Annotated in this window: 14 protein-coding genes; 9 read left to right on the top strand and 5 right to left on the bottom strand. The window is 40.4% G+C overall.

What is annotated here, in order from left to right:
- The coding region (locus tag WN50_RS08050; protein WP_049558688.1) for an RNA-guided endonuclease InsQ/TnpB family protein at window positions 1-579 on the bottom strand (579 nt) is incomplete at its 3' end.
- A 130-nt stretch (window positions 580-709) separates the two neighbouring features.
- Here WN50_RS08050 and WN50_RS08045 point away from each other — a divergent pair.
- From WN50_RS08045 to WN50_RS08010, 9 genes are all read left to right on the top strand, one after another.
- Complete coding sequence (locus WN50_RS08045; protein ID WP_046280211.1) at window positions 710-1,108, top strand: hypothetical protein; 399 nt, start codon at window positions 710-712, stop codon at window positions 1,106-1,108.
- A 125-nt stretch (window positions 1,109-1,233) separates the two neighbouring features.
- Window positions 1,234-2,178: a lipid kinase gene (locus WN50_RS08040; protein ID WP_046280210.1), complete on the top strand. Its 945-nt coding sequence runs from the start codon at window positions 1,234-1,236 to the stop codon at window positions 2,176-2,178.
- Between the two features lie 218 nt (window positions 2,179-2,396).
- On the top strand, window positions 2,397-2,624 hold the full coding sequence (locus WN50_RS08035) for a hypothetical protein (RefSeq protein WP_046280209.1): 228 nt from the start codon (window positions 2,397-2,399) through the stop codon (window positions 2,622-2,624).
- Between the two features lie 205 nt (window positions 2,625-2,829).
- Window positions 2,830-3,909, top strand: coding sequence for an amino acid ABC transporter substrate-binding protein (locus tag WN50_RS08030; protein ID WP_046280208.1), 1,080 nt, complete (start codon window positions 2,830-2,832; stop codon window positions 3,907-3,909).
- A gap of 169 nt (window positions 3,910-4,078) precedes the next feature.
- Window positions 4,079-5,245, top strand: a complete 1,167-nt coding sequence (locus WN50_RS08025) for an amino acid ABC transporter permease (protein WP_046280207.1) — start codon at window positions 4,079-4,081, stop codon at window positions 5,243-5,245.
- 48 nt (window positions 5,246-5,293) lie between these two features.
- Window positions 5,294-6,508 carry an amino acid ABC transporter permease gene (locus WN50_RS08020; protein ID WP_046280206.1) on the top strand — a complete coding sequence of 405 codons (1,215 nt, stop codon included), beginning with the start codon at window positions 5,294-5,296 and terminating at the stop codon, window positions 6,506-6,508.
- Window positions 6,509-6,718: 210 nt separating this feature from the next.
- Window positions 6,719-7,435, top strand: a complete 717-nt coding sequence (locus tag WN50_RS37090) for a transposase (RefSeq protein WP_323221829.1) — start codon at window positions 6,719-6,721, stop codon at window positions 7,433-7,435.
- The gene (locus WN50_RS37085; RefSeq protein ID WP_323221844.1) at window positions 7,428-7,886 is read left to right on the top strand and encodes a transposase; all 459 of its coding nucleotides are present in this window, start codon (window positions 7,428-7,430) and stop codon (window positions 7,884-7,886) included. The genes WN50_RS37090 and WN50_RS37085 overlap by 8 nt, the downstream gene beginning before the upstream one ends.
- Window positions 7,887-8,294: 408 nt before the next feature.
- Window positions 8,295-9,101 carry an exosortase-dependent surface protein XDP2 gene (locus WN50_RS08010; protein WP_046280205.1) on the top strand — a complete coding sequence of 269 codons (807 nt, stop codon included), beginning with the start codon at window positions 8,295-8,297 and terminating at the stop codon, window positions 9,099-9,101.
- A 136-nt stretch (window positions 9,102-9,237) separates the two neighbouring features.
- On the opposite strand, the gene WN50_RS08005 is transcribed toward WN50_RS08010, so the two are convergent.
- The 4 genes from WN50_RS08005 to WN50_RS07990 all read right to left on the bottom strand — a co-directional run bounded on the left by WN50_RS08005 (window position 9,238) and on the right by WN50_RS07990 (window position 14,437).
- The gene (locus tag WN50_RS08005) at window positions 9,238-10,161 is read right to left on the bottom strand and encodes a glycosyltransferase family 2 protein (RefSeq protein WP_046280204.1); all 924 of its coding nucleotides are present in this window, start codon (window positions 10,159-10,161) and stop codon (window positions 9,238-9,240) included.
- Window positions 10,162-10,233: 72 nt separating this feature from the next.
- A complete protein-coding gene (locus WN50_RS08000) occupies window positions 10,234-11,829 on the bottom strand; it encodes a hypothetical protein (protein WP_049558684.1) in 1,596 nt (531 codons plus the stop codon).
- Window positions 11,830-11,897: 68 nt separating this feature from the next.
- Window positions 11,898-13,364 (bottom strand): lipopolysaccharide biosynthesis protein, encoded by a 1,467-nt coding sequence (locus tag WN50_RS07995; RefSeq protein ID WP_046280203.1) that lies wholly within the window; start codon window positions 13,362-13,364, stop codon window positions 11,898-11,900.
- A 44-nt stretch (window positions 13,365-13,408) separates the two neighbouring features.
- On the bottom strand, window positions 13,409-14,437 hold the full coding sequence (locus WN50_RS07990) for a glycosyltransferase family 2 protein (RefSeq protein WP_235440874.1): 1,029 nt from the start codon (window positions 14,435-14,437) through the stop codon (window positions 13,409-13,411).
- Window positions 14,438-14,442: the final 5 nt, after the last annotated feature.

Genomic DNA, 14,442 nt, shown 5'->3' with positions numbered 1-14,442 from the left:
GAAATAGTTTAAACCCAAGTCTAAACCGACTACTTTTCCGGTATAGTTTCCCGGTTCAGACCGATTAGCATTAAAGCAGAATTGTGCATAATACCCATCGGCTCGTCTGACTACTCTCACTCGATTTATCTTCAATGTAAACAAATCCTTTCTAACATCTGAGTTGCAGAATAAAGAAAATTCACCTGCTTTAAACCCATCTGTGAAATTAATTGATTTACAGTCAGTTGACAGTTTCCAGCCAGTGGTTTTGTACTCAACTGAGCGACAATGTTTTTTGAACTGAGGATAACCCTTTTTTTTGGCTCCTTCACGACAGCGACGATAGAAGCTAGAGATTGAATTCCAAGCTCTTTCACCAGAAGCTTGACGTGCCATTGAATTAAGTTTATTAGCAAAAGGGAATTCTTTCGCCAACTCTTTACAGAGGCGAGAAATGCGAGATTTATCCACATCCCGTTCATCTCGCCATAGTCTAACTGCCTTGTTTCTGATGAATTGAGCAGTTCTTATGGCATCATCAAGTCTTGAGTATTGAGACTTGGAACCGTTTAATAACTTAGCTTCTCGTACAATCATGGTATAATTTTGCCACACAACTCCCCGGATAACAATATTAATTGTTCGCTATCCATCCCCATGTCTAAAGACTGGGGCTTTCCGCTCAACTTCGGTAAGTGTTGTTTGTCTTGCTCAATCTGGAACTGTGATGAAGCCTGAACCTCCGTCCGAAGATTCTATCTTCCAAGCTCAAGTTCAGAAACTGCACGAATTGATTGTCTGGGGTCGATGGTTAGTGGTTGGGTTTCTCTGGATGACAATTGCTCCCCTGAGTCTATGGGGATTGCGTTCAGAAATTCGGCTCTGGTTGGATCATTTTACCTGGGCTGCGGTGCGCTATGGATTGGCCGAGCATCGATTATCCGCAGTGGGTTTGGGTTTATGTCTGGGTATGATGGTGGGGGTTTTGGTTTGGCAGAGTCGCAATATTTTGTTTGGGATGCCCGCCGAGTACAAACAACGTTTAGAAGAACGGGTTTGGCAAATTCGCCAACAAGGGCCAAGTCATCCGCTTTGGAAATGGGTTGTTGAACAGTTGAAAAAGTAGCGGTTTCCGGTCTAAAATTCCAAGAAACTCAATTGCTTATCCTGCTTTTTCACACTGCCCCATTGAAGCCGTTTGACTCGCCTTTGGCAATTGTTCAGTCAACCTATTATTGATCAATTTTTCCTATGTCCATCAGGCATCGGCAACCCTATCCCAAAACAGCACTTTTATTGCTGAATTCCCAGGCGCGTCAAGTGAATCAGGACTCTTTATCCAGAGTGGTTGTTCAACTCCAAGCCTTGGGTTTAGAGATTCTTCAAGATTTTCCCCAATCTCCTCAAGATTTTACTTCCCTGATTCAACGTTACCAAGATCGGGTGAATTTGGTGATTATTGGAGGGGGAGATGGGACTTTGAATGCGGCGATTGATGGATTAGTGAAAACGGGTTTACCTTTAGGGATTTTACCCTTGGGAACGGCTAACGATCTGGCCCGCACTTTGAATATTCCTCTATCACTTCCAGAGGCTTGTCAGGTGATTGCCCAAGGACATAAACAATCTATCGATTTGGGTTGGGTAAATGGCAAGCATTTTTTTAATGTGGCGAGTCTAGGCTTGAGTGTGAATATTACCCGCAAACTCACCCGAGAAGCCAAGCGTCGTTGGGGAATTTTTGCTTACCTGATTACTGCGACTCAAGCGATTTTAAGGGCGAGGCCTTTTGTTGCGGAGATTCGGTTTGGAGATCAGTGTAAGCGGGTGAAAACGTTTCAGATTGCAGTGGGTAATGGTCGATACTATGGGGGCGGGATGAAAATTCTGCACGATGCTACGATTGATGATCAACGTCTGGATCTCTACAGCTTGGAAATTAAGCGGTGGTGGCAATTTTTTACGGTGATCGTAGCTATCCGCACCGGACTACATCGCCCGGAATTGGGAACTAGAACCCTCTCTGGCTCTGAGTTTGAAGTTTTAACGAGCAAACCCTATACTATTAATACGGATGGAGAGTTAACGGTTTCGACTCCGGCTCACTTCCGAGTCATTCCTAAAGCAATTGCTGTATTTGTACCTCAGCCTACAGAATCCGGCGTTAACCCGGGTGAAGAATTTGTGATGAAGTGAAAAACAATGTCAAGTTTTGCAACGCTAGATTAAGGGATTTGTAGCTCATGTGACATCTTGTGTGATCGAGTATCTGATATAGGTATATTCAGTTATTGTGGAAATATAAAGAAAACCTAAAATTCCTCATTTCTAACCGCAACGGCTTTGTGGCCTGGTGTTAGAAGCAGATAAGCTGTAAGGACGCGAATATATACTGTTCTGGACAAGGAGGTTTTATGAGTCCCACGATGCTCCGTCAACTTTGGTCTTTAGTCGAAACGACTCAGGCTTCACTGATTGTTTCCCTAGATGATGCAGATTTAGTACAGTGTTTGCTGAAACGACTGCAAACTGAATCTAATGTCAACTGTTTAGACAGAGATTTGGTGAATGATTATATTAACTCACGCCTATCACTGATTCGAGATTTAGCAGAATCACGTCTAGCAATAGATCATTCCTAACAAAAGGATGGAAAAATTAACTTAAGACCCCAGAGACTTAGACAAAGATCCCCAGTAAGTGAAAGCTCAAAGCTTTGAAAAGAGCCGTTCAAAAGGAATAATATAACGAGAGTTCTATGAACAGAACCAAATTAAGGTAATCTTAAGGAGGTTTGAAGAAACTGCATTATGTACTCGCCTTTTGAATAAATTATCAACCTTAACTATGCTTAAATGGAGTTCTCTACTCTTATCAACTCTACTATTGGTTCTTCCCCTAACCGCTTGTGTAGAAAGTCCAAGCAGTTCAACGAATGGAGAAAATCAAGGTAAATCATCAGGTACAGGAAAAACCGCAAGTCGCCTAGATACGGTGAAAAATCGGGGTAAGCTTGTCTGTGGTGTAGATGGCGGAATTCCTGGGTTTAGCTTTGTTGATCAGAATGGTCAATATTCCGGCTTGGATGTGGATGTCTGTAAAGCAGTTGCGGCTGCCATCTTCAACGACCCGAACGCCGTAGAATATCGAAATCTGGACTCGACCGAACGATTTGAAGCTCTAAAATCCGGTGAAGTCGATATGCTCTCGCGTAATACCACCTGGACGATCACGCGCGATACATCAGTCGGGATGGAATTTGCACCAACAACTTTTTACGATGGTCAGGGGATGTTGGTTCGTAGAGAGAGCGGTATTACCAGTTTAGAAGATTTTGCAGGTCGAGCCGTTTGTGTGGAAGCAGGGACTACCACCGAACTGAACTTAACCGACAATATGCGTAAAAGAGGGGTTCAGTTTGAAACGAAAACGTTCCAGCAAGCTGATCCGGCTTATGCGGCTTACGCAGAAGGGGCTTGCGATGGGATGACCTCTGATAAATCCCAGTTAGTGGCTCGTCGCAGTACACTTCCGAATCCCGATGAGCATATTCTGTTAGATGTCACGATGTCTAAAGAACCTCTCGGCCCTGTGACCATTAATAATGACTCGGCTTGGTTCGATGTTGTGAAATGGACGACTTACGCGCTGATTGAAGCTGAAGAGTTAGGAATTAATCAAGGGAACGTTGACCAGCTTAAAACCAGTCAAGACCCGACGATTAAGCGTTTCTTAGGTGTGGAAGGAGACTTAGGCCAGGGACTCGGCTTAACTAATGAATTTGCTGCCAATATCATTAAACAAGTTGGCAACTACGGCGAAATTTACGAGCGGAATATCGGACAAGGTTCTCAGTTTAAACTCGAACGAGGTCAAAATGCCCTCTGGAATAATGGGGGTTTATTGTATTCACCGCCTTTCCGTTAATCGGTTTGATCATCCTTTAAAACAGATTTTCTCTCTGTAGAGAACAGCCTGTTTAGGCACGGCTGAATAACAGATTTTAACTTCAAAATCATTGTCGCCGTGCCTTACCCATTTCTCAAAGGCACGGTTTTAAAATTGAATATTTTCTGAAAAGAACTCTATTATATTGATGACCATGAACACAACACCAAAAACTCCGCTTTGGCGAGATGATCGCTTTTGGAAAATTGCTCTACAGGTTATCGTTTTGATAGCGGTATTATCTCTATTTACACTGTTGGGAACCAATCTCAGTCGCAACCTTCAGCAAACAGGAGGAACCGTATTTAATTTTAATTTTCTCAACAGTACCGCCGGATTTGGGATTGGTGAAAGTTTAATTCCTTATCAACCGACTGATAACTATAGTCAAGTTCTACTAGCCGGTTTAATCAACTCTCTGCGGGTGATGTTTTTCGGAATGATCCTCACCACTCTTCTGGGTGTTACAGCCGGAATTACCTATTTTTCCGATAACTGGTTACTACGTCAGATGACCATTTGTTATGTAGAAGTGGTGCGAAATACACCGTTACTGCTGCAATTAATGTTTTGGTACGGAATTTTTTTGAAACTCCCTTCTATAGAACAAACGGCTCAATTTTTTAATTTCATATACTTAAATCAACGAGGCGTTTTTGTGCCTTGGCCGTCGGGAAATGCGGTGTGGTTTTGGTTAGCGGTTTTATTGATCAGTGCGATCGCTTCTATTTTGATTTGGCGATGGCGTACAAAAATAATGGTCGAACAAGGAAAATCAGGTCAACCTCAATTAACCTTACTTTGGATAATCGGAATTGCTGCAATTTTCATCATTATATTTGGACTGGGTTGGCAACGTCCAATACCTTCAGAAAATGGTCGAACCATTGAAGGCGGACTGCGAATGACGATTGAATTTACAACGCTATTGGTGGGTTTAGTTGTCTATACTGGCGCTTATATTGCTGAAATTGTTCGCTCAGGAATACAATCTGTTGCTAAAGGACAGTGGGAAGCGGCGCGATCGCTCGGACTGAGACCCGGTTTAGTGATGCGGTTGGTGGTTTTTCCCCAAGCGTTGCGAGTAATTATTCCACCGCTAAACAGTCAATATCTCAATTTAGCCAAAAACTCCAGTTTGGCGATCGCAGTGGCTTATCCTGACATTTATAGCGTTGCAAATACAACGTTTAATCAAAGTGGACGAGTGGTGGAAGTCATGCTGATTATTATGGCAACTTATCTGACTATCGACCTCTTAATTTCTATCGCGATGAATGGATTAAATCGAGCCGTTCAACTGCGAGAAAGATAATAAATCCAAATTTATTTTACCCATTTTAACTCTCACTGATTACAAGCCATGACTGTCACAACACCCCCTTCTGCTTCTGTTCCACCCTCAGAGTCATTAACCCCCCGTGAATGGTTAAAAAATAATCTATTTAACACCTGGTACAACAGTCTTTTAACCTGGATCATTGTTATTGGTTTAGCGTTAAGTTTAGCGAATTTTCTATCTTGGGCAAGAACAAAAGCCCAGTGGGATGTAATTCCCGCTAATCTTTCTTTATTTTTGGTCGGTCGATTTCCCCCTGATCAATATTGGCGTTTATGGATTATACTGACTCTGATTTGTTTACTTTCAGGTTTAACTTGGGGAATTTTAGCCCGTAATATTCCCGTTTTGTTTAGTCAAAATATTATCCTTGCTATTAGTATTGTTTGTATGCTGGCGGTTTTGGTTCCTGTCAGCATTCCGTACCGAATTTTGCTGGTTGGAATGGTTTTGCTATTAGTTGCTACTGCTTGGGGAGGAAAAAAACTCGGTCAAACAAAACCAGATTTGATGAAATGGCTTCCTTTTACCTGGTTTGTCTTTTTAATCATTGCGGTTTGGTTTATTGGCGGAGGACTGGGGTTAAAGTCCGTTTCGAGTAACCTTTGGGGCGGACTGATGCTGACATTACTGATGTCAATTATCAGTATTTTGCTGTGTTTTCCGATTGGAGTGTTGTTGGCTTTGGGGCGTCAAAGTCGTCTCCCGATTATTCGGTTTCTCTCGATTGCTTATATTGAAGTGATTCGGGGCTTACCCCTGATTACGATTTTGTTTATGGGACAAGTGTTAGTCCCTTTATTTTTACCCGAAGGGATGCGTCCTGATCGGATTTTACGGGCGATTGTCGGTTTAACGATGTTTAGTTCAGCTTATCTGGCGGAAAATGTGCGAGGTGGACTACAAGCCATTCCTCGGGGTCAAATTGAAGCCGCGAAAGCTTTGGGTTTGAATACCCCTCTGGTGTTAGGGTTGGTTGTCTTACCGCAAGCTTTGAAAATCTCGATTCCTTCTATTGTGGGTCAGTTTATTAGTTTGTTTCAGGATACGACTCTATTGGCGATTGTCGGCTTGGTGGAGTTGTTGGGAATTAGCGGTTCGATTCTCGCGAATCCTAAGTTCCTGGGGCGATACTCAGAAGTTTACCTGTTTATTGGTATCTTGTACTGGTTGTTCTGTTATCTGATGTCTCAAGCCAGCCGCAAGCTTGAACAACAGCTTAATACAGAGCAAAAGTAATTCACAACGCGGGTGATGGGGAAGCGACACAACCCTCCATTTCTGATCATCCGAGAGTCTATTTTGAAATTTGCGGTTATTCACGGGAAATAAGTCCGGTAGCCTGGAAGCCTCGCGATTTTAATCCGAGGAGGAAAGGCGACTTGTGCGGTTTTAACCGCATAGCCAATACTTCCGTCGCGGTGATATATTGAGAGTATGGAACAAGTATTGACTATAGTTTGCAAAATTGAACCCGCCCCTGAACAAGTAAAAAAGCTTGAATTGACTTTGGGGGCATTTGCTAGTGCTTGCAACTATATCAATAGCACCGTCAATCCTAAAATTAAGAACAAGAATCGGATTCAAGCTGAGGTTTATAAAACGGTCAGGGAGCGATTTCAACTATCAGCCAACCTCGCTGTTAGAGCTTGTGCGCGAGTCGCTTCTAATCGTAAAACAGCAGACTTAAAAAAACGCCCAGTCAAAGTTTTCAAGCCAACTTCAGCAGACTATGACGCGAGGATTTTTTCTTACAGAGAAAAAGATCAAACCGTTAGTCTGTCTACGGTAGAAGGACGAGAGCGAGTTCAATTGATTTTAGGAAATTACCAGATAGGGAAGCTGAAAGGAAAAACGCCAACATCAGCCAACTTGTCCAAGCATAGAGACGGTCAACTATACATCCATATTCAGATAAAAAACACAACTCCAACTCCTAAAAGTACAGACAATGTTATCGGTGTAGATTTAGGTCGTCGTGATCTTGCTGTTACATCAGAAGGAATTAATTGGAGCGGCGAAAACATTACAAAGGTTAGGGATAGGTTTTCTAGGATTAGGGCTTCTGTTCAAAAGAAAGGCACAAAAGGAGCAAAACGACTCCTGAAACGGCTATCCGGTAGAGAGAAGCGATTATCTTACCTGGGTAAACCACAACATCAGTAAACAAATCATTTCTCGCGCTATAGAGACTGAAGCTAGTGTGGCTGTAGAAGATCTGACGGGAATTAGAGACAGAACCAATACTCAGCCCAGAAACAAGATTGAACGCAGACGTTCTAACAGTTGGGCATTTTATCAACTTCGACAATTCCTAGAGTACAAAGGAATTAAAGAAGGGATTGAAGTTGTAGCTGTTTCTCCTCGATACACCAGCCAGGTCTGCCACAGGTGCTTGCACATTCATCCAGAACAAGGAAAGTCCTACCGTAATGGTAAGACTTTTGAGTGCGGTAATTGCGGATGGAAGGGAGATGCTGATCTCAATGGTGCGAAGATGATTTCAATTTTGGGGGAGTCTGTAAGCCTTCCCGTAACGCGCAACCCTCTGTCTTGTTCTCTACTCGACAGTATACACCGGTTAGTGCGAATGCCCCGTGTCTTTAGACCGGGGTAAGCTTACAATCAGGGATTTTACTGAGGCTGGGTTATATCTGTTGTTACCGGGTTTGCAGATTTCTTTCGCCTGTATGTATCCGAAACGTTGACTCATCTAAGTATTTTCACTGAAGGAAAAATTAGGATTTTAAGGTTTGTCCGTAATTTCACTCGATCTAGAAATTGGGAGCGTTCAAATTTGATTGAACTTTAGGTGTTTTTTTACTCAAAAATACGGATAAAAGTAATACTTTAATGATTAGCATTCTTTCATAAATCTTTTGTAAAATATCGTTTAAAGCCTAGACAAATAAAAAATAAGAAACTACGATAAGAGTTAACAGAAACAAAAAAAGCAAAACGCCTGAATAGCTTGATAGCTTCAGGATTCATCCAGTAAACAACATCTTAAAAGGAAGCAATCACCATGAAAACCAAACTTTTTGCTAGCTTTGCCACCGCTCTGGCTTTAACTGGAGTCTTTGCATCTTCTGCTCAAGCTGTTGGCTTTAGCTTCACAACAAACTACACCGCAGACTTAACAGGTGGTGATAAGTGGAAAGGAAATATCTGGCTAGACTCTGTAGAGTTTGGCGGACAAACTATCTCTGAGTTCTCAGTGATTCAAGGAGCCACAATCGTCACCAATGACGTGTGGGCAGGCGGTAATAGCGGTGCTGCGAGTGCGGATATGGGAGACAAAGCTACTGTAGGCCTCAGCCAAGAACTACTCACAGAAGCAGGAGCCGTTCAAGCTCTGGGAAATCTGAACCTCAACAGTATTATTGATACTGAAGATAGCGGTAACTTTGCGATTGACGTGATGTTTGACAAAGCGGTTGACAATATCTTGGTTTTTGAACGGGGTAAGAACAGTCAACTCGATATTCAAGCGATCGACTTCAAAGGTAATCTGATCGGTAATTTGGTCAATTTACCGAGGTCTAATAACTGGTTTGATGCCGGATACAGCATTGATACAAAAGAAATTGGTGGCGCTCAAGCCGTTGCTTCTATCGGTTTAAGTTTGTTAGATTTTGGCTTAGATTCCAAAGAGTCTATTTTCGGATATCGGATGATCAGCCAAGGGGGACTCTACAATGGCCCAGACTGGAAAATCTTAGGAACTACTGACCCCACTCCCGCTTCTGTTCCTGAACCCACTGCTGTTATCGGTTTAGGTTTGGTTGCAGGTTCATTCCTTGCTTCTCGTCGTCGTCAAAAAACCAAATAATCATCAACTGTGGTTAGGTTTCCTGATGGGATTACGAATTTATAAAAACCCTCGTTCTGCCTTTAAAAAAAGAACAACCACGCTCGACATAGAGACACAAAGAGTAAATCTTTGTGTTTTTATCGTTAGTTGGCTCTCAATTATTTTCAACTTGAAGTCGGGACTGATGAACTTTAAATTGATGATTCATCCGCTCCCTGAAAAAACCAAGCACATTAGCAAATTGAGAGATAAAAAATAAGGCAGAGAGTAGAAATTTAGGGTGATGAGAATCGGGTTGAGAAAAGGGATAACTCAGCAGTTTAAAATAAAATGATAATGGCTCAACCTGAATTTTTCCGATTCCTCTTTTGGCGCGTAATTGATGAAAGTGAAAAGCTCCCCGACCATAGTTAAAATGTTGTCGCCAAAAGCTGCGTAATGTTAATTTGTGAGCATGATAAATTTGAGCATCGGGGACGGCAATCATTGGGTAGTTGTGATATAACCAGCGATCGCAAAATTCTCGATCTTCTCCGGCTGCTAGGGGAAAAGTCGTGTCAAACCGACCGATTTGATGAAAATTTTCTGTAGAGAGAGCGAAGTTATTAGAAGCAAAAAAGCTGGCTTGTTTAGGGTTTGTATTATAATATTCGTATAAATAATCAATCAAGAGTTGACTGGCTGTTGAATAGAGATTTTCGGGTAAAGCATTGAGGGTTTTACCTCCCAATAGGGCATCAGGTGTCATGGTAAACTGAGTCTCTAAACTTTTTAACCAGTTGGGTGTCGGTTGACAGTCATCATCCGTAAAAACAATAAATTTACCCTTCGCTTTAGCCGCCCCAGTATTGCGTGCAGAAGCTGGGCCTGCATTTTGTTGAGTGATGAAAGTAATCTCAATTTGTTGGCGAAAAGGTGTCACGATAGGTTCAAGAGACATGAAACTTCCATCATCAACGACAATTACTTCAAAGCGATCGCGAGGATAGTCAAGTTGAGTAATAGACTGAAGACAATTTGTGAGTCGTTCAGGACGGTTATAAGTTGGAATAATAATCGATAAAAAGGGTTTATTCATAGTTTTTACCTGATGATTTTGAGATGAGGTTTAAGCTAGGGGTATCTTTTGCTTGAGTTAACTTTGACGATTTTATCTAGCAGTATAAACGTAAAATGATCTTTCAAAATTTTCGATGGTTGGCTTCACAAAACGTTTTAGCTCAGTAATTTTAATGTCAGGAGGAAAAGTAGAATCTGACTGGAGTGGATAAGTGAGAACCAGTAAAGTATCATTGGAGTTTTCACGAATGAGTCCGGTAATTGTTTGTATGTCTTTCATCGGGGTTTTAACAGTCCAAAAGCTGCCAAATTCACCCAGATCTGGATAATAAATCTGCTTGTCGAGATAGCCAGATAAAACTGATGCTTGTCTGTATCTTTGACCCACAATTGTTAACTGTTCCAAATTATTCTCTTTGATAAATTGAGCTGTTTCTTTTCCCATAGAAAAAGGATAAAATAGATCCACACTGTAGGCGTGCAAGCCTGCAACTAAATGAAGCAAAAGAATCACCGTTAAAAATTGATTTCTGAATTGACTTGCAGGTTTCTGTTCTGAAATAAAATTTTGCTTCTGTAAAAACTCTTTTTCAATCAGCCATAGGCAAGCAATTAACAAGATAAAAAGATGACCTCTATGCCGCATAACTCCTTGAAAAATTAGGTAGTTAAAAGCAATAATACTGCCCGTTCCAAAAAGATAGATTGTTAGGATGAATCGCTGGTGAGAGAATATTTTTATAACAATTAGCAACAGAAAGATTGCAGCTAAACCCGCAATAACTACACCCAAGGAAACACCAACCACTGAGGGAAAAAGATTATTATGAATCAGGATGTTAGTGTTCCAAAAATTATTATTGAGGTGAAATGGAATGGGAACATAACTTCGCCAGATATCTATGAATGCAATACCTAAACGTTGAATTTCTTGCAATAAACCCGGGTTAGACTGAACTTGTTCAGCAGAAGATTGTATAGGGCGAATGACTTTTTCTTGTGAAATTAAAGGACGAATGATTTGAAATAAGGAAATAGCCCAACCTGAAATTAAAATCAGTAAGCTAATGACTATTTTTTGTTGGTTAAGTGTATTCGCTTTGAATTGCGAATAAATATGATCAACTAAAGTTAATGAGAGTGCAAAACTGAGAATAAAAGTAAAAACGTTGACATTAGCCATCAATGCTAAGAGAGTTGCCAGTAATATGGGTCTAACTTTTACTCTTGAATAAATGATACAAAACAGGAAAATAAATAAGACTCCTAAATTGTAATTTCTACTGATGATTGTATATTCATAAAAAAAGTAATATCCAAAACTGAGTAAAAATTTCTGTAAAGGAGAAAAGGGAGAAAATTTTACAATGAGAGTGACAATAATAACTGATATAAATAAATGAAAAACCTGCATAATCAAAGGGTTATGAGTGATTCGGCTTAACCCATACAGACAAAGATGCCATAAACCCGGATGTCCTTCATGTTGTATATTGTGAAAAAGTTCTATCAAGGATGCACTATCTCGAGCCAGTAACCAAGCCTGAAACTCATCTCGCCAAATTTCGTGATGAAGAATACCCACAAAGCCGAAAATAATAAACGCCAGTATTATACTGTTTTCAACTAAAGCATATTTTTTGACGAGATCTAAGTGATTAATTTTAGACAAGTTGAACGGTGACATGGATTTTGAAATTTGTAGTTTTTAGGATTTACTTTTGAGCTTTATTTAAGTTCTTTGATTAGAGTGGCTTAATTACTCATTTTGATTTTTGATGGAGATCTAATCATTTTCAAAAGTTCTAATAGGTCTTTAAATAACTTAGGATCTACCAGGCGGATTGTCAATCCATAAATTATTGTGCCTATGGCTGTACCGACTAATATTAATACTTTTTCATTAATTAAATCAACCATAAAGTGTTTAGCAATTAAAATCCCGGAAACCATGACTACTGAACCAATGAGCGGACTCCTAAATTGCTGTAAATAGGTAAGCAAGGGAACATGAATTAACTTACTAATTGCCCATTGACTAACTGGAAAAGCTATATAACTACTGATAACATAAGCCAAAGCAACCCCAACAATTCCCCATTGTACGGCAACCAGACAAGCAATTAGATTTAGCACAGCATTTAGTAAACTTAGCCAAAGTTTCCAAGAGGGTTTCCCAATTGCTATGAATACGGAACCATTAAAGAAAGAAATTGCATTCAAAATGCCAGCAAAAGCTAGAACTTGCATCACTGGAACTGAAGGTAGCCATCGTTCTCCAAATAATGATATGACCAGTTCTTTAGTCAAAGTAATCATGCCAAAAAAGGTTGGAAAAGCAATTAAACTGGTAAATAAAGTAACTTGATAAAAAGCTTGTCGAAAGCGCTCTGGCTCTGTTTGTAATCGAGAGAAAGTTGGTAAGGCTACCTGTTTTGTTGTACTAACTAAGAGTTGAGTCATCACTTCTAAAACACGGTAAGCAATCATATAATATCCTAGAGCAACTTCTCCTAAAAAGTAACCGATGAGCAAATTATCTGTTCGCTTATTACAGAAGTTCAGAAATTTTAAGGCGAGGATACTAGAGCCAAAGTTTAACAAATTTCGCAAATGTTGAAAAGAAAATCTGAATTTGGGTCGCCAATCAATTGCACCCCAAATGATAAAGACTTCTACAGCTTCATAAATAAATTGTTGACTGACTAGACTCCAAACCCCAAACCCAGATAAAGCCATGACAATTCCCACAGTTCCGCCAATTATAATCCCGATAATCGTCCGAACTGCCATGATTTTAAAGGCAAACTCCCGGCTCAAAATGGCTTTATGAACATGACTTAGAGAATTAATAAAGAACAAAAATGAAAAGCATTGTAAAATGGGTATTAGCTTGGGTTGCTCGAAGATATTAGAAACAAATCCAGCCAGGAAAAAACTGATAATAGTCAGCAACAACCCACTCAATACATGAGTCCAAAAAGCTGTATCTAGTTCTTCTGGATCAATTTCCTGGCGTTGAATTAAGGCTTGGGAAAATCCTTGCTCTAGAAAGATCTGCATAAAAGCTAAAAAAACATTAGCTAGACCAATTAAACCGAAGGCTTGAGGAGTAAGTAAGCGAGCCAGAATTAAGAACACAATCAGTGAACCAGCCTGACTTCCCCAGTTTTGAATTACAGACCAAATGACACCTTGAATTGCCTTCTGTTTAATGCTCATATCTTAGTTTTAGGGCTGTTCATGCAGATCATACATTGTTTAGTTTAATTATTAATTGACATCGAATGATGAAGTTTACGTTGGCGATGAGCATGGCTAGTCGTCAAGAAAGGATTAATCAATACATGGTCGATTTTGCCGATAATTCTGGCTAATAAATCACTGCCCATACCCCATGTGATACGAAGAACTAAAGGGACAATAATTGTGCCGTATCGTCGCCATCCTACCTTTTTATATTTAGTTTTAAAGTATTCATCTTCAGCGAGGTTCCACTTATCTCGTAAACGGTGCAGACTTGCTAACTGCCACGCATCACTCCAGCGCAGCATATAGTAATGCAAATCAGTAAATTCTAGAGGAGGGCCAGGTACATAAGTAACAATACAATTGGGTTCAAAATAGACTTTTCCTCCGGCTTGACGAACTAACATACAAAAGTCTAAATGTTCTTTGGTATTGAGTATTGCTTCATCGAGAAAGCCAATTTCAGCAAAGATGAAGTGACGGACTAAAACACAATGAAACTCAGCTAATTCTGTTTCTTGACGTTGTAGGCGATCGCGAACTTCAGTTACTCGTTTACCCTGCAAACACATTTTTTCTCGAAACCGCCGCCGACCTGTTTTATCGACCCAAATATGAGACTCTCCACCCGCACAATGAACGATTTCATGTAAAGGTCTTTCTTGGCACATGAGAGGCCCAACAACTGTAGCATCTGTTTCTTCTGCACACTGCATTAATTGAGTTAACCAACCGGCTGTGACGACAACATCATTATCAATAAAAACCAAGTATTTTGTGTTGACCTGAGCTAGACCAATATTTCTGGCTTGGTTCGGAGACAAATAGTAATCTGTTCGCAGAAGCTGGAAGCTTTTTGCTTCAGCTTGTTCTTTCAAGTAAGTTTGAATGTGTTTGGGAGAATTCCCGTCTACATAAACCAATTTAAACGGAATTTTTGTGTGTTCGTAAATGCTTTCTAAAGACTCGCGAGTACAGCTAAATCGTTCACGAGGCACAACAATAATCGTAACTTGCGGTTCTGTCATTGTCGCTAATCTTTCCATGTTAA

This window comes from Limnoraphis robusta CS-951 (assembly GCF_000972705.2).
This window is presented reverse-complemented; position numbering and strand designations above follow the sequence as displayed.

Excerpts from the sequence above, each read along its gene's own strand:
- WN50_RS08045 (WP_046280211.1), top strand. The coding sequence starts at position 710 with ATGAAGCCTGAACCTCCGTCCGAAGATTCTATCTTCCAAGCTCAAGTT.
- WN50_RS08040 (WP_046280210.1), top strand. The coding sequence starts at position 1,234 with ATGTCCATCAGGCATCGGCAACCCTATCCCAAAACAGCACTTTTATTG.
- WN50_RS08035 (WP_046280209.1), top strand. The coding sequence starts at position 2,397 with ATGAGTCCCACGATGCTCCGTCAACTTTGGTCTTTAGTCGAAACGACT.
- WN50_RS08030 (WP_046280208.1), top strand. The coding sequence starts at position 2,830 with ATGCTTAAATGGAGTTCTCTACTCTTATCAACTCTACTATTGGTTCTT.
- WN50_RS08025 (WP_046280207.1), top strand. The coding sequence starts at position 4,079 with ATGACCATGAACACAACACCAAAAACTCCGCTTTGGCGAGATGATCGC.
- WN50_RS08020 (WP_046280206.1), top strand. The coding sequence starts at position 5,294 with ATGACTGTCACAACACCCCCTTCTGCTTCTGTTCCACCCTCAGAGTCA.
- WN50_RS08010 (WP_046280205.1), top strand. The coding sequence starts at position 8,295 with ATGAAAACCAAACTTTTTGCTAGCTTTGCCACCGCTCTGGCTTTAACT.
- WN50_RS08005 (WP_046280204.1), bottom strand. The coding sequence starts at position 10,161 with ATGAATAAACCCTTTTTATCGATTATTATTCCAACTTATAACCGTCCT.
- WN50_RS08000 (WP_049558684.1), bottom strand. The coding sequence starts at position 11,829 with ATGTCACCGTTCAACTTGTCTAAAATTAATCACTTAGATCTCGTCAAA.
- WN50_RS07995 (WP_046280203.1), bottom strand. The coding sequence starts at position 13,364 with ATGAGCATTAAACAGAAGGCAATTCAAGGTGTCATTTGGTCTGTAATT.
- WN50_RS07990 (WP_235440874.1), bottom strand. The coding sequence starts at position 14,437 with ATGGAAAGATTAGCGACAATGACAGAACCGCAAGTTACGATTATTGTT.